Annotated in this window: 18 protein-coding genes and 1 tRNA gene; 11 read left to right on the forward strand and 8 right to left on the reverse strand. The window is 66.1% G+C overall.

What is annotated here, in order from left to right; translation table 11 throughout:
- Window positions 1–523: 523 nt before the first annotated feature.
- A tRNA-Leu gene (locus AB0H00_RS00465) sits at window positions 524–606 on the reverse strand.
- 226 nt (window positions 607–832) lie between these two features.
- Between AB0H00_RS00465 and AB0H00_RS00470 the strand changes: the two genes are divergently transcribed.
- The 8 genes from AB0H00_RS00470 (at window position 833) to AB0H00_RS00505 (ending at window position 11,401) form a co-directional block, all read left to right on the forward strand.
- A complete protein-coding gene (locus AB0H00_RS00470) occupies window positions 833–2,239 on the forward strand; it encodes an FhaA domain-containing protein (RefSeq protein ID WP_357258531.1) in 1,407 nt (468 codons plus the stop codon).
- A gap of 204 nt (window positions 2,240–2,443) precedes the next feature.
- Complete coding sequence (locus AB0H00_RS00475; RefSeq protein ID WP_014980860.1) at window positions 2,444–2,911, forward strand: FHA domain-containing protein; 468 nt, start codon at window positions 2,444–2,446, stop codon at window positions 2,909–2,911.
- A complete protein-coding gene (locus AB0H00_RS00480; RefSeq protein WP_357258534.1) occupies window positions 2,908–4,437 on the forward strand; it encodes a PP2C family serine/threonine-protein phosphatase in 1,530 nt (509 codons plus the stop codon). Before AB0H00_RS00475 ends, AB0H00_RS00480 begins: the two co-directional genes overlap by 4 nt.
- Entirely contained in the window at window positions 4,437–5,921 is a 1,485-nt protein-coding gene (locus AB0H00_RS00485) for an FtsW/RodA/SpoVE family cell cycle protein (protein WP_357258537.1), read from the forward strand. Before AB0H00_RS00480 ends, AB0H00_RS00485 begins: the two co-directional genes overlap by 1 nt.
- Window positions 5,918–7,384 (forward strand): penicillin-binding protein 2, encoded by a 1,467-nt coding sequence (locus tag AB0H00_RS00490; protein ID WP_357258540.1) that lies wholly within the window; start codon window positions 5,918–5,920, stop codon window positions 7,382–7,384. Before AB0H00_RS00485 ends, AB0H00_RS00490 begins: the two co-directional genes overlap by 4 nt.
- A gap of 37 nt (window positions 7,385–7,421) precedes the next feature.
- Window positions 7,422–8,942, forward strand: a complete 1,521-nt coding sequence (locus AB0H00_RS00495; protein ID WP_357258543.1) for a protein kinase — start codon at window positions 7,422–7,424, stop codon at window positions 8,940–8,942.
- Window positions 8,939–10,840, forward strand: a complete 1,902-nt coding sequence (pknB, locus tag AB0H00_RS00500) for a Stk1 family PASTA domain-containing Ser/Thr kinase (protein ID WP_357258546.1) — start codon at window positions 8,939–8,941, stop codon at window positions 10,838–10,840. The genes AB0H00_RS00495 and pknB overlap by 4 nt, the downstream gene beginning before the upstream one ends.
- A gap of 141 nt (window positions 10,841–10,981) precedes the next feature.
- On the forward strand, window positions 10,982–11,401 hold the full coding sequence (locus AB0H00_RS00505) for a CBS domain-containing protein (protein WP_357258549.1): 420 nt from the start codon (window positions 10,982–10,984) through the stop codon (window positions 11,399–11,401).
- 188 nt (window positions 11,402–11,589) lie between these two features.
- Here the strand turns inward: AB0H00_RS00505 and AB0H00_RS00510 are convergent, their stop codons facing one another.
- Together AB0H00_RS00510 and AB0H00_RS00515 are read right to left on the reverse strand one after the other, a co-directional pair.
- Window positions 11,590–12,285 (reverse strand): dihydrofolate reductase family protein, encoded by a 696-nt coding sequence (locus AB0H00_RS00510; RefSeq protein WP_357258551.1) that lies wholly within the window; start codon window positions 12,283–12,285, stop codon window positions 11,590–11,592.
- Complete coding sequence (locus AB0H00_RS00515) at window positions 12,282–12,926, reverse strand: aminodeoxychorismate/anthranilate synthase component II (protein ID WP_357258554.1); 645 nt, start codon at window positions 12,924–12,926, stop codon at window positions 12,282–12,284. The genes AB0H00_RS00510 and AB0H00_RS00515 overlap by 4 nt, the downstream gene beginning before the upstream one ends.
- A gap of 176 nt (window positions 12,927–13,102) precedes the next feature.
- Here AB0H00_RS00515 and crgA point away from each other — a divergent pair, with 176 nt between their 5' ends.
- Window positions 13,103–13,366, forward strand: a complete 264-nt coding sequence (crgA, locus tag AB0H00_RS00520) for a cell division protein CrgA (protein ID WP_357258556.1) — start codon at window positions 13,103–13,105, stop codon at window positions 13,364–13,366.
- Between the two features lie 79 nt (window positions 13,367–13,445).
- Window positions 13,446–13,928 carry a PH domain-containing protein gene (locus AB0H00_RS00525; protein WP_357258559.1) on the forward strand — a complete coding sequence of 161 codons (483 nt, stop codon included), beginning with the start codon at window positions 13,446–13,448 and terminating at the stop codon, window positions 13,926–13,928.
- Window positions 13,929–14,004: 76 nt separating this feature from the next.
- Here AB0H00_RS00525 and AB0H00_RS00530 read toward each other — a convergent pair whose 3' ends face one another.
- Together AB0H00_RS00530 and AB0H00_RS00535 are read right to left on the reverse strand one after the other, a co-directional pair.
- A complete protein-coding gene (locus tag AB0H00_RS00530) occupies window positions 14,005–14,880 on the reverse strand; it encodes a rhomboid family intramembrane serine protease (protein ID WP_357258562.1) in 876 nt (291 codons plus the stop codon).
- 4 nt (window positions 14,881–14,884) lie between these two features.
- The gene (locus AB0H00_RS00535; protein WP_357258565.1) at window positions 14,885–15,412 is read right to left on the reverse strand and encodes a peptidylprolyl isomerase; all 528 of its coding nucleotides are present in this window, start codon (window positions 15,410–15,412) and stop codon (window positions 14,885–14,887) included.
- 105 nt (window positions 15,413–15,517) lie between these two features.
- On the opposite strand from AB0H00_RS00535, the gene AB0H00_RS00540 reads away from it, so the two are divergent.
- Window positions 15,518–15,730, forward strand: coding sequence for a hypothetical protein (locus AB0H00_RS00540; protein WP_357258568.1), 213 nt, complete (start codon window positions 15,518–15,520; stop codon window positions 15,728–15,730).
- A gap of 15 nt (window positions 15,731–15,745) precedes the next feature.
- Here AB0H00_RS00540 and AB0H00_RS00545 read toward each other — a convergent pair whose 3' ends face one another.
- The 3 genes from AB0H00_RS00545 to AB0H00_RS00555 all read right to left on the reverse strand — a co-directional run bounded on the left by AB0H00_RS00545 (window position 15,746) and on the right by AB0H00_RS00555 (window position 18,565).
- Window positions 15,746–16,594, reverse strand: coding sequence for an ABC transporter permease (locus AB0H00_RS00545; protein WP_357258571.1), 849 nt, complete (start codon window positions 16,592–16,594; stop codon window positions 15,746–15,748).
- A complete protein-coding gene (locus AB0H00_RS00550) occupies window positions 16,591–17,598 on the reverse strand; it encodes an ATP-binding cassette domain-containing protein (RefSeq protein ID WP_357258574.1) in 1,008 nt (335 codons plus the stop codon). Before AB0H00_RS00550 ends, AB0H00_RS00545 begins: the two co-directional genes overlap by 4 nt.
- 844 nt (window positions 17,599–18,442) lie before the next feature.
- Window positions 18,443–18,565 (reverse strand): hypothetical protein, encoded by a 123-nt coding sequence (locus AB0H00_RS00555; RefSeq protein ID WP_357258576.1) that lies wholly within the window; start codon window positions 18,563–18,565, stop codon window positions 18,443–18,445.
- Window positions 18,566–18,663 lie beyond the last annotated feature (98 nt).

An 18,663-nucleotide genomic window follows, 5' to 3' on the forward strand; every position in this document is an offset into this window, starting at 1 on the left:
GAGCGCGGCACGAGCAGCAATCACGGCGCGTACAGAGGCCGCAACGAAAGACCCTGTCAGTACACCCCCGAGGGGGTTTGCACCGGAGGGCGCTGACAATAGCAACGCGAAGTGGTTGTCGCGCCCGAGGCTTCACCCTCCCGTCCATCTGCCCCACCGGCCTGCGCCGGGGTGCGGGCGGCGTGGTCGTCACCGAAGCAGGTGCTGGTGAGGAGAAGATCGAGGTGCGGTTACCGGCTTGGTCCATCACCTGCAGGGGGCTGTCGGCGTCCTGGGTGGGCCGGCCGGACATGCCGTCGGGCGGGACCTGGCCTGCGGCTTCGGCCCCGGCTGCGAAGAAGTCGGTCACAAATTGCGTGTGGACGATCATCTGCGGCGCAGAAAGGCCCTGTGGGTGGTTGTCGACTTTTACGGCAGGTATCAGTGGATGATTGTCGGCGGCGCGCCATCAACAAGCCGTGTTGACAAGAAAGGCCGCAAACCAGAGAAACCCTCTGACCTGCGGCCCTTTCGCACTACACTGTGGGCGAAGGGGGACTTGAACCCCCACGTCCCGAAGGACACTGGCACCTGAAGCCAGCGCGTCTGCCATTCCGCCACTCGCCCGAGCGACTGGGAGACAGTATCACGCCCCTATGCCGGACATGAAATCCCCATTTCAGAGCCCTGACATGGAGGCTCGGCGGGCACGGGAACCCGGGGTCGTCGCCAATAGTTACAGGTGTGGACGATCGTGGATATCATGCAATGAACGTGGTCGATGAGCGACACGCCATACTCGCGTGTCGTTGTTACGAATCAGGAAAGAGACGCTCACCGAAAGGAGGCCGAGATGGGCATCGTTTCGCGGTTCGAGCGTCGCCTGCAGGGCGCCGTCGGGGATGTCTTCGCCAGAGTGTTCGGCGGCAATGTCGTACCCCAGGAGGTGGAAGCGGCGCTGCAACGCGAGGCAGCCGATCACGTCCAGGATCTCGGCGGCGGTCATCTCCTGGCGCCGAACAGTTATGTGATCACGATCAACTCCTCGGATCACCAGCAACTGGATGCCGATCACGACCTCACCACCCGCGCGTTCGCCAAACATCTACAGGATTACATCCGCGAGCAAGGCTGGCAGACCTACGGCGAAGTACACGTGGCGTTCGAGGCATCACCTACGCTGCACACCGGACAGTTCAGGGCAAGTGGCCGCGTCGATCCGGACGCCGGGCACAGAGCCACAGCGGCTCGCGGCCCCGAATCACCGCCACAACGACCTGCAACCCCGCAACCAGGAGCTGGCCCCATGACGCAGAACTCAGGCTACGACCCGAGCCGTGAGCCCGCGGAGTCCGATCCACGCAACCGCGGGTACGCCCCACCGCCTGCTGGTCGCGGCGGTCCGCAGAACGGCGCGTACCGCGACGACTACGGCCGCGGCGGCGCGTACGCAGCGGATTACCCAGCGCCGGACGCCCAGCAGGGGTACGGCGACTACCAGAACGGCTACGACTACCAGCAGGGCGAGCGCGGCGGCTACGGCCAGCAGGGGTACGGCGATCCGGGGTACGGCCAGCCGGGCTACAACGACCGCGGCTACGGCCAGCAACAGGGCTACGCCGAACCCGGCTACGCCGAACCCGGCTACGGCCAGCCGGGCTACAACGAACCCGGCTACGGCCAGCAACAAGGCTATGCCGAACCCGGCTACGGCCAGCCGGGCTACAACGAACCCGGCTACGGCCAGCAACAAGGCTACGCCGAACCCGGCTACAGCCAGCAAGGCCAGGGCTACGGCCAGCCGGGTTACGCCGAACCCGGCTACGGCGACCAAGCCTACGGCGATCAGGGCGGCTACGGCCAGGATGATCAAGGCGGCTACGGCCAGGCCTACTCGCAGCAGCCGGGCTACGGCGCGCAGCAGGGCTACGGCGGCGGCCAGGGTTACGGCGCCGCTCCGGCAGCCGGTTCCGGCTACTCCGCGACCCTGCAGCTCGACGACGGAAGTGGCCGGACTTACCAGCTGCGGGAAGGCAGCAACATCATCGGCCGCGGCCAGGACGCGCACTTCCGGCTGCCGGACACCGGTGTCTCGCGCAGGCACATCGAGGTGCGTTGGGACGGCCAAACCGCGATGTTGTCCGATCTCGGCTCCACCAACGGCACCCTGGTCAACGGTTCCCCCGTGCAGGATTGGCAACTCGCCGACGGCGATGTCATCCGCGCCGGGCACTCCGAGATCCTGATCCGTATCCTCTGATCCCGTAAGCTCGCGGTGCAGGTCACGACATGGCTCTCGAGGATTCGTCGGTCGTATCGTGATCGAAATCGACCGACGGCCCTATGATGCTGCCAACACACGCGCGGCGCCGATACCGGGGCCGGCAAGACCAGCAGGCTGGTGGGGGTGGTCGAACCGCACCTACGGCACCGACATACACGGTCGAACAGGAGGTGGAGCGCCGTGCAGGGACTGATCCTGCAACTGACCCGGGCGGGGTTCCTTCTGCTGTTGTGGTTGTTCGTGTGGGCTGTGCTGCGCACATTGCGCAGCGACATCTACGCGGCATCCGGCATTCGGATACAGCCCAGGGCCGCACGCGGTTCCGCGGTGCTGCCCTCCTTCAGCCGGGGCCAGAAGGGCGCCAAATTTCTTGTGGTGACTCAAGGTTCACTCGCCGGCACCCGTATTTCGCTCGGCACCCAACCGGTGCTGATCGGACGTGCGGACGATTCCACGCTGGTACTCACCGATGACTACGCCTCGACCAGACACGCGCGGCTATCTCCGCGTGGTGACGACTGGTACGTCGAAGATCTCGGCTCGACGAACGGCACCTACCTCGATCGCGCGAAAGTCACCACCGCGGTCCGAGTTCCGCTCGGCACGCCCGTCCGTGTCGGTAAAACAGTGATCGAGCTCCGATCGTGACACTCGTTCTCCGCTACGCAGCGCGCAGCGACCGCGGTCTCGTCCGTGGCAACAACGAAGACTCCGTGTATGCCGGAGCGCGACTGCTCGCACTCGCCGACGGCATGGGCGGCCACGCCGCGGGAGAAGTTGCCTCTCAGTTGATGATCGCCGCGCTCGCCCACCTCGACGACGACGAACCAGGCGACGATCTGCTCGGCAAACTCGACGCGGCGACCCGAGAGGGCAACGCGGCCATCGCCGACCAGGTCGAGGAAGAGCCCGAGCTCGACGGCATGGGCACCACGCTGACGGCAATCCTGTTCGCGGGCAAGAAACTCGGCCTCGTGCACATCGGCGACTCGCGCGCCTACATGCTGCGTGGCGGTGAGCTCACCCAGATCACCAGGGACGACACATTCGTCCAGTCCCTGGTCGACGAGGGCAGGATCACACCCGAGCAGGCGCACACGCACCCGCAGCGTTCGCTGATCATGCGCGCGCTCACCGGCAACGAGATCGAGCCGACGCTGATCATGCGCGAGGCACGTTCCGGGGACCGCTATCTGCTGTGCTCCGACGGCCTCTCCGACGTGGTCAGCGACGAGACCATCGCGAACACCATGCGCGAGGGCACGACCGACGAATGTGCCGACCGGCTCATCGAACTCGCGTTGCGCAGCGGTGGTCCCGACAACGTGACCGTGGTCGTGGCCGACGTCATAGATCTGGACTACGGGCAGAGCCACCCGATCGTGGCGGGCGCCGCATCCGGCGTCGACGACGACGCACCGCCGCCGAACACGGCCGCCGGCCGCGCCTCCGCGCTGCGTCCGCCGCGCGCCGCGCCGCGCAGAGCCACCGCCACGCCGGAGCCTCCCCCGAAAGGGAAGTCACACCGGCTGCGCTGGATCGTGCTCGCGGCGGCGCTGGTCGTTGCCGTCTGTATCGGGCTTTTGGTCGGCTACAAGATGATTCGCAGCAATTACTACGTCGGCGCCGACGATGGTTCGGTGGTGATCCTGCGCGGGTTGCCTGGCTCGATACTCGGCTACTCGATTCACGACGTGAACCTGGTCGGCTGTGTGACCCGCAGCGGTGAACTCACCCTGGCCGAGCATCGCGACGACCTGCCGTCCTCCTGCAAGCCGCTTCAGGTCGGCGATCTGAAACAGACCGGCCGCGATCAGGTGGACAAGGGGTTGCCGCCGGGTTCGCTGGACAAGGCCAAGGACTCGATGACCTATCTCGCGCAGCGAGAACTGTTACCGCCTTGCCCGGCCAAGGGATCGGTGCCGCAGCCGGGGGTCATTCCGCCCACCGAGCCCGCGCCGCCGGGGCCCGCCGGTGTGCCGCCCGCCCCGACCACCGCACCCGCACCCGCACCCGCACCCGCACCCGCACCCGCACCCGCACCCGCACCCGCCGAGGGTGACACCAGGGGCACCGAGATCAAAACGCCGACGAAGTCGGAGGCTCCTGCCTCGCCGTCGAGCACGTCGTCGAACCCCCAGACCGCGGGGGAGAACTGCCGGGTGACGGACTGATGTCCGCACCGTCACCGCCGTCCGCGGGGGCCTTTCCCAGTCCCCCGGGCGGATTCGCTCCCGCGCCTCCGCCCAGCACCAGACGCAATGCCGAACTGTTGCTGCTTGCCGGGGCGGCAGGGATCACTACAGCCTCTCTGTTTCTGGTCGAGGCCAGTCAGGAGCAGTCGATCACCTGGGAGATCGCCAAGTACGGTCTGGCGTATCTTGCGTTGTTCGGTGTCGCGCATCTGGCCGTGCGGCGATTCGCGCCGTTCGCCGACCCGCTGTTGCTGCCGATCGTCGCGCTACTCAACGGCCTCGGCCTCGTGCTGATCCATCGGCTCGACCTCGCCGACGAGCAGACCGCCGCCTACAACTCATGGGCGGTTCCCTCTCCCGACGCCAACCAGCAGATTCTATGGACCGCGTTGGGCACGGCCGGGTTCATCGTGCTGCTGATCGCGCTGCGCGACTATCGAACGCTGGCTCGCTACAGCTACACACTCGGCCTCATCGGACTTGTCGCACTGGCCATTCCGGCCATCCTGCCCAGCAGGTTCTCGGAGACCAACGGCGCGAAGATCTGGATCCGCCTGCCCGGGTTCAGCATGCAGCCAGGTGAGTTCGCCAAGATCCTTCTGATCGTCTTCTTCGCGTCCGTGCTGGTCGCCAAGCGCGATTTGTTCACCGCCGCCGGGCGCCATGTGCTCGGAATGGAGTTCCCCCGTGCCCGCGACCTCGGCCCGATCCTGGTGGTCTGGCTCGTCTGCATCGGCGTGCTCGTGTTCGAGAAGGACCTCGGCACCTCGCTGTTGATCTTCGGCACCGTCCTGGTGATGTTGTACATCGCCACCGAGCGGGTCGGCTGGCTGATCATCGGAGGCGGGCTGCTCGCGCTCGGCTTTTTCTTCGCCTACCAGTTGTTCGGTCATGTCCGGGTCCGGGTGGAAACCTGGCTACACCCGTTCGACGACTACAACAACACCGGCTACCAGATCTCGCAGTCGCTGTTCGGCCTGGCCACCGGCGGCCTCGCGGGCACCGGGCTCGGGAGCGGCAGGCCCAACCAGGTGCCTTTCGCCAAGACCGACTTCATCGTCACCACGATCGGCGAGGAACTCGGGCTGATCGGGCTCGCCGCGGTGCTCATGCTGTTCCTGGTGTTCGTGGTACGCGGCCTTCGCACGGCGCTCGCGGTGCGCGACAGCTTCGGCAAGCTGCTCGCGGCCGGCCTGTCGTTCACCATCGCGATCCAACTGTTCGTAGTGGTCGGCGGCGTCACCAAGCTGATTCCACTGACCGGTCTCACCACGCCGTTCATGTCCTACGGCGGCTCCTCGCTGCTCGCCAACTACGCGCTACTCGCGTTGCTGATCAAAGTGTCGGACGCCGCCCGGGCGCCTGCCCCGGTGCGCAAGAAGGAACCAGCACCGATCGCCGACGCGCAGACCGAGCTGCTGCGCCGCGACGCGGCACGACCGGAAGCGGGGCCCGCGACGTGAACACTCCGCTACGCCGAGTCGCGGTCGCGGTGATGCTGATGATCGTCGCACTGCTGCTGAACGCCACCTATGTTCAGGTGATCAAGGCCGACGATTACCGCAACGATCCGCGCAACTCGCGGGTGCTGCTCGACGAGTATTCCCGCCAGCGCGGGCAGATCTCCGCGGGCGGCACTGTGCTGGCCAGTTCGGTCGCCACCGACGACCGCTACAAATACCTGCGCACCTACCCGACCGACCCCGAGGCGTTCGCGCCGGCCACCGGCTTCTACTCGATGCAGTACGGCAGCACGGGACTGGAGCGGGCCGAGGACGCGCTGCTGAACGGGTCCGACAGTCAGCTGTTCGGCAGCCGTCTCGTCGACCTCGTGTCCGGCCGGGATCCACGCGGTGGCAACGTGCTCACCACGCTCGACCCGGTGATGCAGCAGGTCGCCTACAACCAGCTGACCAGCAAGGGTTACACCGGCTCAGTGGTGGCGATCGAGCCGAGTACCGGCAAGATTCTCACCATGGTGTCCACGCCGAGCTACGACCCGAACGTGCTCTCTGGGCACGACGGCGCGCGCGGGACCGAGGCGTGGGAAAACCTGAGCTCGGATCCGCACCATCCGATGTTGAATCGGGCTATCTCGCAGACCTACCCGCCCGGCTCCACGTTCAAGGTGGTGGTCACCGCCGCCGCGCTGGCCAATCGCACCGCCACCCCGGAGGACCAGTTCACCGCGGCGCCGAATATCACGCTGCCCGGCACCACTACCACGCTGGAGAACTACAACGGCTCCACCTGCGGGCCCAACCCGACCGCCTCGCTCTACGACGCGTTCCGGCTGTCCTGCAACACCGCGTTCGCCGAACTCGGAGTCAAGGTGGGCGCCGCGAACCTCAAGGATGAAGCGGCCGCTTTCGGCATCGGCCCGCACCGCGGCATCCCGATGCCGGTAGCGGAGAGCACCGTCGGCACGATCTCGGACGACGCCGCGCTGGCCCAGAGCAGCATCGGCCAGCGGGACGTGGCGTTGACCCCGCTGGACAACGCGGTCGTCGCGGCGACCATCGCCAACGGCGGCGTCCGGATGGAGCCCTACCTGGTCGATCAGCTACAAGGCCCGGACCTGAGCGAGCTCTCCAAGACCAAGCCGGTCTCGGTCGGGCAGGCGGTCAGCGCCCAGGTAGCGTCGACCGTGACCAACCTGATGATTGCGTCGGAGAACAACACCGCCGGAGGTGGCCAGTCCCGCTATCAGATCGCGTCCAAGACCGGCACCGCCGAACACGGGTCCAACCCGCGCAAAACACCGCCGCACGCTTGGTACATCGCGTTCGCCCCCGCACAGAACCCGAAGATCGCCATCGCGGTGATCGTGGAAGACGGCGGGGATCGGGCGCTTGCCGCGACGGGCGGCTCGGTGGCCGCGCCGGTGGCCCGCGCGGTCCTGGACGCGGGTCTTCGAGGGGGCTGAACGATATGGATGTGCGAGTGAAGGTACGGGGACCTCGATGCTGAACAACGGTGCGATGATCGCCGACCGGTACCGGCTGCAAAGACTGATCGCGACCGGCGGCATGGGCCAGGTCTGGGAAGCCCTGGACACCAGGCTGGACCGCCGGGTCGCGGTCAAGGTGCTCAAGTCGGAGTTCTCCACCGACCCGACGTTCCGGCAACGATTCCGCACCGAGGCGAAGACCACCGCCCAGCTGAATCACCCCGGTATCGCCGGTATCTATGACTACGGCGAGACCATCGACCCGCAGGGCAGCGAAACTGCCTACTTGGTGATGGAATTGGTCCAGGGCGAGCCACTGAACACGGTGCTCAACCGGCTCGGCAGACTGTCGGTGGCCCAAGGCTTGGACATGCTGGAGCAGACCGGGCGCGCGCTGGAGGTGGCGCACCGCGCAGGTGTGGTGCACCGCGACGTGAAACCGGGCAACATCCTGGTGACACCTACCGGCCAGGTGAAGATCACCGACTTCGGCATCGCTAAGGCGGTAGACGCTTCCCCGGTGACCAAGACCGGCATGGTGATGGGCACCGCCCAGTACATCGCGCCCGAGCAGGCGGTCGGCGAGGACGCCACCGCGGCAAGCGACGTGTATTCGCTCGGCGTGGTCGGCTACGAGGCGCTGGCCGGGCAGCGGCCCTTCCTCGGCGACGGCGCGATCACGGTGGCGATGAAGCATGTTCGGGAGACTCCGCCGCCGATGCCGTCCGATCTGCCCGGCAACGTCCGCGAGCTGATCGAGATCACCATGGCCAAGGAGCCAGGGCGCCGCTATGCCCGCGGCGGCGAGTTCGCCGACGCGGTCGCCGCAGTTCGCGCGGGCCGCCGCCCGCCGCCGCCGAGCGGCTCTCATCCCGCCACGCCCATCACCGGAGCCACTCGGGTGCTGCCGCCGGGGCCCACCGCTGTCATTCCCTCCACAGCACGTGATTTCGACGGTGCAACGGTGCGCTACTCGACACCTGCGGCTGGGGCGATCGGCGCGGCCGGCCATGCAGGTGCGGCGGCCGGGGCGCCGGCGACTGTGATGAGCCAGGGCACCGGCGGCAGTACCCGGCCTCCTGGTGACGACAAGCGATTCACCGCGACGCAGAAGTGGTTCGCCGGGCTCGGCATCGGCGCAGTCCTGGTCGGTGCCCTCACGCTCTACCTGCTGTTCGGTGGTGACACCAATCCGAATTCGACGCCGTCGCCGACCACGACGACGGTGCCGAGCCCGAAGCCGGTGCCGCCGTTGGTCACCACGACCACCCCCAAACCCGCACCGCCGCCGGTGGTCACGACCGCCCCCGAACCGACAACCACCGAGCCACCGACTACGACCCCGGAGCAGACGACGACCACGCCGCCGAGCACCACGGCACCGAGCACGACGAAGCCGACCACGACCGCGCCGACCACCACCACGCGGGCACGAATTCCGCCCTTCGACTTACCATTTCCGGAGATTCCTGGTGCCCGAGTACCCTCGGTCACTCTCAGCGCGCCCGCTACTCCTTTGCAAGGACAACCATGACGACCCCGAAGAATCTCTCCTCCCGCTACGAGCTGGGTGAGATCATCGGGTTCGGCGGAATGTCCGAGGTGCACAAGGCGCGCGATCTCCGGTTGAGCCGAGACGTGGCGATCAAGGTGCTGCGCGCCGACTTGGCGCGCGATCCCACGTTCTACCTGCGGTTCAAGCGCGAGGCGCAGAACGCCGCCGCGCTCAACCACCCGGCTATCGTCGCGGTCTACGACACTGGCGAGGCCGAGGTGGACGGCGGTCCGCTGCCGTACATCGTGATGGAGTACGTGGACGGTGACACGCTGCGCGACATCGTCCGCGGCAAGGGCCCGCTGCCGCCGCGTCGCGCGATGGAAGTTGTCGCCGATGTCTGTGCCGCATTGGATTTCAGCCACAAGGCCGGAATCGTGCACCGCGACATGAAACCCGCGAACATCATGATCAACCGGGCCGGCGCCGTGAAAGTGATGGACTTCGGAATCGCCCGTGCGATCGCCGACAGCTCCAACCCGATGACGCAGACCGCCGCGGTCATCGGGACAGCACAGTATCTTTCGCCGGAACAGGCCCGCGGCGAGACGGTGGACGCGCGTTCGGACGTCTACTCCGTCGGCTGCGTCTTGTTCGAAATACTCACCGGGGAACCGCCTTTCACCGGCGACTCGCCAGTCGCGGTCGCCTACCAGCATGTCCGGGAGGACCCGCGGCTGCCCTCGCACGTGTACTCGAGCGTGCCACGCGAACTCGACTCCGTCGTGCTCAAAGCGATGAGCAAAAACCCGGCCAACCGATACCAGACCGCGGCCGAGATGCGCGCCGATCTGATCCGGGTGCTCGGCGGCCAGAAGCCGAGCGCCCCGATGGTGATGACCGACGAGGACCGCACCACCATCATGGGTGCGGACGAGCCCCCGCCGCGCAGCTACCGCACCATCGAGCGCAACGACGACACCGCAGAGCAGGATCCGGCCGATCATTCCAATCAACGCCGCACCGCCTACATCGCGATCGGTGCCGCCGCCGCGATCGCTGTGGTGTTCGCGCTGTTCTGGGTGTTGCTCGGCCCGGGAAGCAGACCGGACCAGGTAGCCGTTCCCGACATGTCGAACAAATCCTCCCAGCAGGCGCAGGACGCGCTGCAGAAGCTCGGGTTCACGGTCGCGATCCAGCAGAAGCCGGACAGCAAGGTCGCGACGGGCAATGTGATCGCCACACAGCCGCTCGGCGGCTCGCGGATCGACAAGGGCAGCACCATCACAATCCAGGTCTCCACCGGTCCGGCGCAGGTTCAGGTGCCGAAGCTGACGGGCCTGTCGCAGCAGCAAGCCGAACAGGAACTCAACGCCAAGGGTCTGCGGTTGAACTCGAACGTCGACCGCAAGCCATCGAGCACCGCGGAGAAGGACACGGTGATCGAGCAGAACCCATCGCCGGGTTCGAAGGTCGATGTCGATTGGGAAGTGGTCGTTACCGTCGGCACAGGCCCCGAGGCGGTCCGCGTTCCCTACGTCGTCGGACAGCAAATCGATGTCGCCGAACCGAACATCGAGGGCAACGGCTTCAAAGTGCTCGTCCAAGAGGTGCAGTCGTCGAAGCCGAAGGGCGAAGTGATCGCGTCCAGCCCTTCGGGCGGCAGCACGGCGGACAAGGGATCCACGGTTACCGTGCAGGTGTCCGCGGGCGATCTGAGGATGCCTTCGTTGATCGGTCTCACGGTCTCGCAGGCGGTGGACAAGCTCCGCGCGGAGGGCTGGACCGGCAGCACGAGCCAGATCAGTCAGTCCCCACAGGGCACATTCGACGCGGGCAACGTGGGCCGAGTCCTCAGCCAGCAACCGTCCGCCGGAAGTTCGGTCCAGAAGAATGGGTCCATTGTGATCGGCGTAGGAGTTCTCGGGCCGCCGTGAGTGGTCTCGTCGTTTCCGTGGGGTCGTCGTCCCCCGCGGAAACGTCTGGTATCGAGAAAAACGAGACCACTCGGTGTGAAAATGCGGGAGAATGAGCGTGCTTCATCCCAATCAGCGCAGCTGAGCACGAGGAGGTAGCTCATGACCACCGCCAGGGACATCATGAAACCCGGCGCACAGTGGATCTCCAAGGACGAGACCGTCGAGAAGGCCGCCAGCATCATGGCCGAGCTCGGCGTCGGGTCCCTGGTCATCTCGGATGAGAACGAGCGGATGTGCGGCATCGTCACCGACCGCGACATCGTTGTGAAATGTATCGCCCAGGGTCGGTCCCCGGGCACCACTCGGGTCGCCGAGCTGTGCGAGGCGACGCCGCGCTGGGTCGACGCCAACGCCGACATCGAGGTTGTGCTCGACGAGATGGAAAGTCACCGGGTCAAGCGCATCCCGGTGATCGAGAACAAGCGACTCGTCGGCATGATCAGCGAGGCGGACCTGGCCAGACATCTGGACGACAATCAGCTCGGCGAGTTCGTGACCGCGGTCTACGGACGGCCGTAGGTTCTAGGACAGGTCCAGGTGGCGGTTCATCGACTCGCCGCCTGGGCCGGTTCGACCGGCTCGCCAGAATGAGGTAGCTCCGAGCGGGCTGTAGCTCGTCGTCACGGACAGGCATCGGCCGGGAAATACGCGACTAGTCGCGTCGCGGTGTTCGAGCACCTGAAGCGGCACTGTACGACGCACTCCGATCAACCGATCCGCCGATCGGCATTGTTAGCTTTCGGCAGGTAGCGCAGTACAGCGACATCGCCCACTCGGGTAACGTCCGCGAGCCGCATTCTGCGGTGCGGCGCGCCCGGATAGTCGGCGGCGGCGAGGAAGCGCGGGGCCGCGACGTCACCGACCAGGATCGGGGCGACGGCCAAGTGCAGCTCGTCTGCCAGATCGGCGGCGAGGAAGGTGGTGTGGACGCGGGTGCCACCCTCCACCATGAGACGGGCGATGCCACGACGACCCAGGTCGTCCAGCAACATACCGAAGTCGAGGTCGGCGCCCAGGCTCATCACCTCGGCCAGGCCGGCCAACCGATCGGTGAGCCGCGCTGCGCCCGCGTCGGTGGTATAGGCGAGTTTGCCGCCGCCGTGGTGCCAGAACCGCAAGTCGGGGTCCAGGTCGCCGCTCGCCGAGACCGTCACCTTGAGCGGATACTCCGGTTTGCCCGACGCGAGACGCGCGGCCCTGCGGTCGGCGCTGTCCACAAGCAGCCGTGGATTGTCGCTGCGCAGGGTCTGCGCGCCGACGAGGATCGCGTCGGAGTCCGCGCGCACCTGGTCCACGCGATCGAAGTCCGCCGAGTCCGAGAGCCGCAGCCGCTCAGGGCTCGCGTCGTCGATGTACCCGTCGACGCTCACCGCGACCGACAGCAGCACATGCGGACGGGTCACTGCAGCACCAGAGCGGCGACCTCCGCCTCCAGCCTCTCCACCAGCCCCTCGGTCGGACGCTCGCCGCACACGCCGAGCCAGTTGGCGAGCATGCGGTGCCCGCCCTGAGTCAGCACCGATTCGGGATGAAACTGCACGCCATGGATCGGCAGAGTGCGGTGGCGCATGGCCATCACGATCCCACTCTCGGTGCGTCCGAGCACCTCGATCTCCTCCGGCAGGGTGTCCTCGACAACCGTGAGCGAGTGATACCGAGTGGCGGTGAACGGGTCGGGTAAACCTGCCAGCACGCCGGCGCCGATGTGGAACACCGAACTCGTCTTGCCGTGCAACAGTTCCGGGGCTCTCGTGACGGTTGCGCCGAACGCCGCGCCGAACGCTTGATGGCCCAGGCACACGCCGAGCAGCGGAATGTTGTGCTCGGCGCAGGCGCGCACCAGAGCGATGCTGGCCCCAGCGCGGTCCGGGGTGCCCGGCCCCGGGCTGATCAGGATGCCGTCGAAATCGCGCACCACCGCGTCGACGTCGGACAGGTTCGGATCGTCGTTGCGCCAGACGACGGCGTCGACACCGAGCTGTCCCAGGTACTGCACCAGATTGAAGACGAAGCTGTCGTAATTGTCGACGACCAGAACACGCATGGCATCGAGATTACGTCCCCGCCCGGCACCACGTCGCATCCATTAGCAGTTGGGATAGCCTAGAGGCACACCGGAGGGCGCCGGAGCCTCGTCCCCAGCGGCGAGTGGGCTCGGCAGACCATCGAACTGAATCCGCCCTGCTGGTACCGACCTGTACGCCGATCACGAGGGACGTCATGCCCAAGTCGAAGGTCCGTAAGAAGACCGACTATACGATCAACCCCGCCAGCCGGACCCCGGTGAAGGTGAAGGTAGGGCCGTCGCCGGTCTGGTACGTCGCCATCATGCTCGGGTTCATGCTGGCCGGGCTTGTCTGGCTGCTCGTCTACTACTTGGCCGCCGAGCACATCAGCTGGATGAACGACCTCAATGCGTGGAACTTCCTGATCGGATTCGGCCTGATGGTCGTCGGGCTGATCATGACGATGCGATGGCGCTGATCCCGGATTACAGACGTGTCATTCATGCACACCTGTGGATGAGCCTGTGGACAACTCGAGGAGCGATTGAGGAGCGGCCTTGACTCCTGAGCCCGGGGGCCCTGTACCACGGGATGCCGAGACCCGCATCGCCTGGACTACCCCCACCCCGGCACTCGTCGCTGTCACGGTCGGCGGCGTCATCCTGGCTGGTGCCGCGATCCTCGGCACCGACGCCGCCAGCCGCCTGCTCGTCGGGCTCGCGGCGGTCGGCCTGCTCGCCCTTGCCGGGCTCGGATTCCGGCAAAGGCCACGACTGTCCGTGTTGCCCGGCGCGGAGCCGCGCCTGGTGGTCCGCACCCTGACCGGGCCCGACGAGTACGCCCCCGATCAGATCCTCCGCGCGAGGGTGATCAGCTACCGCCGCCTCGGACGCAAGGTGCCGATGCTGGAACTCGACGTCCAGCATGCGGACGCCGAGCGACTGCTGATCTTCGGCCGCTGGGATCTGGGCGTCAATCCCGAATTCGTGTACCGCGACTTGGTCGCGGCCCTGCGCCTGTCCGAGGACAAGACCCGCTGAATCCGCAGCCGCGGATCGACGACGAACCGCGGCGTAGTGCACATGCGGATGTTTCACGTGAAGCACGAATTCCCGGTCAGGAAGTCAGTGCCACCGCGGTCGCGCCTACCACCGATAACGCCACGATCGCCACGACAGCCACTGCCACCCAACCGATTATCCGGGCGGTTTCCTGGGATTTCGCCCGCAACCAGCTCGGCAGAAACAGGATGCCGAGCGTCGCGAAAGTGCCTGCGGCCAGACCGCCGAGGTGTCCCCAGAGCGAGATTCCGGGCAGCGAGAAACTGATGAAGACGTTGATGCCGATGATGATCAACATCTGGTTCGGATTCTGCCGCAAACGGATCAGGATGACTGTGATCGCGCCGAACAGGCCGTACACCGCACCGGACGCGCCTGCCGTCACAGTGTTCTGCGCCAACGCCATGACAGCGGCCGAGCCACCGAGCAGCGAGACCAAATACACCGAGAGATAGCGCAGCCGCCCGAGCACCAGCTCAGCGTCTCGGCCGACCACATACAGCGCAAACATGTTGAGCAGCAGATGGATCGGACCGTAGTGCAGGAATCCGGAACCGAGTACCCGCCACCACTCACCGTCCGCGACGGCAGGCGCGAAGAGCACCCAATCGAGGAACAGCGATGAGCCGCGCTGGTTGTCCATCAGGCTCTCCGACTGCGCCGCCGTGATCGCGAAGACCACTACGTTGATCGCGATCAAGGCATAGGTCACATACGGCATCGACGCCCTTGCCGTCGTCTGAGCGCCGGCGACTGTGCGCACCGGTGGCGCGCTGCGCTGGTCTTGGCGCAGGCAATCCACGCAATGCTGACCGACCGCCGCGGGACGCAGGCACTCCGCACAGGACGGCCGTCCGCACCGCGTGCAGGCCAGGCCGGTCGGGCGATTCGGGTGGCGGACACACGTCGGTGCAGGCGGCTGGGGGTTCATACTCTCATTCGATCGTGATATTGGTGATAACGACAGGGTCGAGCGGACGGTCGTTGCGATCGGTTTTGGTGGTCGCGATCGCGTCGACAACTTTGCGCGAATCCTCGTCGACCACTTCGCCGAAGATCGTGTGCTTGCGGTTCAGGTGTCGCTGTGGTCCGACCGTGATGAAGAACTGCGAGCCATTGGTGCCCGGTCCGGCGTTGGCCATCGCCAGCAGATAGCCGCGGTCGAAGCGCAGTTCCGGGTGGAATTCGTCACCGAACTCGTAGCCCGGACCGCCACGGCCGGTGCCGGTGGGATCGCCGCCCTGAATCATGAAGCCGTCCATAACCCGGTGAAACAGGGCGCCGTCGTAGAAGGGGCCGGTGCGCCCCCCGCTGGCGTTCGCGGTGGTGTACGTTGCCGAACCATCGGCGAGCCCGATGAAATTGCGAACCGTCTTGGGGGCGTGGTTACCGAAGAGCGCGATCTTGATATCGCCGTGATTCGTGTGCAGCGTTGCCACGGAAGTCTGATTCGGTGAGGTCACGCCGCCCATCGTGCCACGATCGTCGGCGAAGGCGGGAAACTGGATGGGACCGCGCTGTGAGCTGGGCCTCCTGCGCGAATCGCCGGGCTGTGCCAAAGTGGTCCAATGACCTCGGGGCGCCTACATGTCTCTGCACGTTCGCGTAATCGGCTCATCGTCACGGCAGCCGTCGCGCTGGCGGGTGCTGTGGCCTGGTTGGTACGCAACCGGCGGCCCCAGCCGCCGGAACCCGCCCCCGCGCCGCCGCGGATCGGCTATTCCCGCAATGGCTCCGCGCCGACGCCCTTGACGGGAGCCGGCGCGGAGAACGGCCGCTGATGCCAGAGCCGCAGGTCAGCGGCTAACAGTCTTTTTGTACTGACGCAGGGCGAGCGGCACGAAGGCCACCAGGATCACTACCACCCAGATCAGCGAGGTGGCCACCGGGTGCTGCATCGACCAGGCATCCGACTTGGGCGCCAGCGGGCTGGTGTTGCCGAACAGGTCCCGCGTCGCCTGGGTGAGCGCGGATACTGGGTTCCATTCCGCGACCACCCGCAACATGGTGGGCAGCTTGTCACTGGGCACGAACGTGTTGGCAATGAAGGTGAGCGGGAAGACCACCATGAAGCTCGCGTTGTTGAATACTTCCGGCGCCCGCACCAGTAGCCCGACCACGGCCATGATCCAAGACACCGCGTACGCGAACAGCAACAACAGCACGTACGCCACCACCGCGTCCAGGAACGAGCCGCGAATCCGCCAGCCGACGACCAGGCCGGTCAGCGACATCACCGTCAGGCTGACCACGTTGATCACCACGTCGCTGAGGGTGCGGCCGACCAGCACCGCCGAGGAGGCCATCGGCAGCGAGCGGAAGCGGTCGATAATGCCCTTCTGCATATCCTCGGCCAGGCCGGCACCGGTGAAGGTGGCGCCGAACACCACGGTCTGGGCGAAAATGCCGGCAATGAGGAACTCGCGATAACCGCCGGAGAGGCCGGGCACGTCGATGGCCGCGCCGAAGATGTACGCGAACAGCAGCACGAACATGATCGGCGAGAGTGTCGAGAAGATCAGTACGTCGGGTACCCGCTTGATCTTGATGACGTTGCGCTTCGCGATGGTCAGGCTGTCGCTGACCACGATCGACAGTCGTTCTCCCATCGAGAGTCGTTCCAGGACAGGGGCCGCCGCGGTCATCGGGTCGTTCCTTCCGTAGCTTCCAGCTTGTCGTTCGCGGTTCGGCCGTCACCGTTGGTCAGCGCCTCGGCCTCGTGGCCGGTGAGGGTGAGGAAGACGTCGTCGAGCGAAGGACGCCGCAGACCGACGTCGTGGATCTGCACGTTGTGCTCCGCCAGCTTGCCGACCGCCTCGACCAGCGCCTGCGATCCGTCGGAGACCGGAATGGTAATCCGGCGCAGTCCCGGCTCGAGGTGGATCTCACCGTCGGCCAGGCTCTTCAGCGCGGCCTCGGCTGTCGCGAGATTGTCGGCGTGGTCGACGGTGAGTTCGATGCGGTCACCACCGACCATGGTCTTGAGTTCGTCCGCGGTGCCCTTGGCGATCACCTTGCCGTGATCGATCACCGCGATGGAGTCGGCGAGCCGGTCAGCCTCCTCCATGTACTGCGTAGTGAGCAGCAGTGTGGTGCCGCCCGCGACCAATTCCTCGATGACATCCCAGAGATCGAGGCGTGCACGAGGATCGAGCCCGGTGGTCGGCTCGTCGAGAAACAGTACCGGCGGGTTCGCGACCAGCGCGCCCGCGAGGTCCAGGCGACGTCGCATACCGCCGGAATAGCCCTTGACCGGCCGGTCCGCGGCGTCGGTCAGCCGGAATCGCTCGAGCAGCTCGCGTGCGCGTTCTTTACTCCGCTGCACGCCCATGTGATACAAACGTCCCACCATTTCCAAATTCTCGAAACCGGTGAGGTATTCGTCGACGGCGGCGTATTGACCCGACGCGCCGATCTGTGAGCGCAGTGCCTGGGGCTCGCGCAACACATCGATTCCCGCGACAGTCGCGCGACCCGCGTCCGGCACCAGCAATGTGGTGAGCACTCGGACGGTAGTGGTCTTACCTGCACCGTTGGGTCCGAGCAGCGCGGTAACGGTCCCCTCCGGAACCGTGAGGTCTAGGCCGTCGAGGGCGACCAGCTGGCCGTATCGTTTGACCAGACCCTCGGCGACTATTGCGTCGGGCATGATTCTCCTGAGGTTTGTGAGTTTTCGATGTCGGGGACAGGCGGCGCCAGGAGCTTCCAGCGCCGACCAATTCGCTGGATCGGTTGACCGGCCGATACCCGAGTCAGTATTGCTGCGTCCACCGACAAATTCATCCGATTTGTTCGACTCGTTGGGCATGGCTCAACGCCTGAGTGGCGAGAAAGGCCGCATTCCGATCCAGGCCGTGCTCGGAGGTACCGGATCGGAATGCGACCGTTTCCATGATCCGATGTGCCCGCGTGCCGGGTCGTCGGTACTGGACTACCCGATTCGGCATCGACCGATGCTCGCGTCGGGTGCGCTCGGGCAAAACATGACAGGCCGAGCGGGTGGGCTCAGTCGATGTGGTCGATTCGGTGAACACGAACACATGTTCGCATCGGGGTACGACAGGTTTCGCCCTCGCGACATGCAGTGACTATGCGACACGCGGTGCCGATCGGCCCGATTTACCCGCAGACAGCGTATTTTCGGCCGCGCCACCCACCACACGAGGCGCCTGGTCGGCGTGTTTTCACGTTGGTCTCAGCACCGAGATCACACGAAGCAATACCGAACAGCCTGCTCGTGAATGCTTTTGGCAAACAACAAGCCACCCGATGCGAGCAGCGGGAACGGTTGGTTGGTCAGCCGTTCCTGCTACCAGTCGTTCAGAGATAGTCCGACCCGAAAAACTTGAAAAAGTGGCAAGCCCCACGCACGCGCAATCGCAGATCATCGAGTAGCATCATTCACGTCGGCCCCTCCCCCCCGGGCCGACCCTACGCGGGCCTCGGCTAACTCCCCCCCTTCGCCGAGGCCCGCTCCCCATTTCTGAACCAGGTCAAGCGTATTCCGGCCGGTTGGCCTCCGGCAGCACGGACCGCGCGTATCCATGGGCGGCGATATCGTCGAGCGGGGCGGTCGCCATGGGCTCGGTCAGCAGGCACTCGAGCAGAGAATCCACCTCAGCACGGTAGCCCGAGTGCGCGTCGCTGCTGCCGGATCGCCTACCACGGCGGGGCCTGCCGGATTCGGCTGCGCAGGTCCATGCCTCGGATAGAT

The organism is Nocardia sp. NPDC023852 (assembly GCF_040639505.1).
Classification (GTDB): domain Bacteria; phylum Actinomycetota; class Actinomycetes; order Mycobacteriales; family Mycobacteriaceae; genus Nocardia.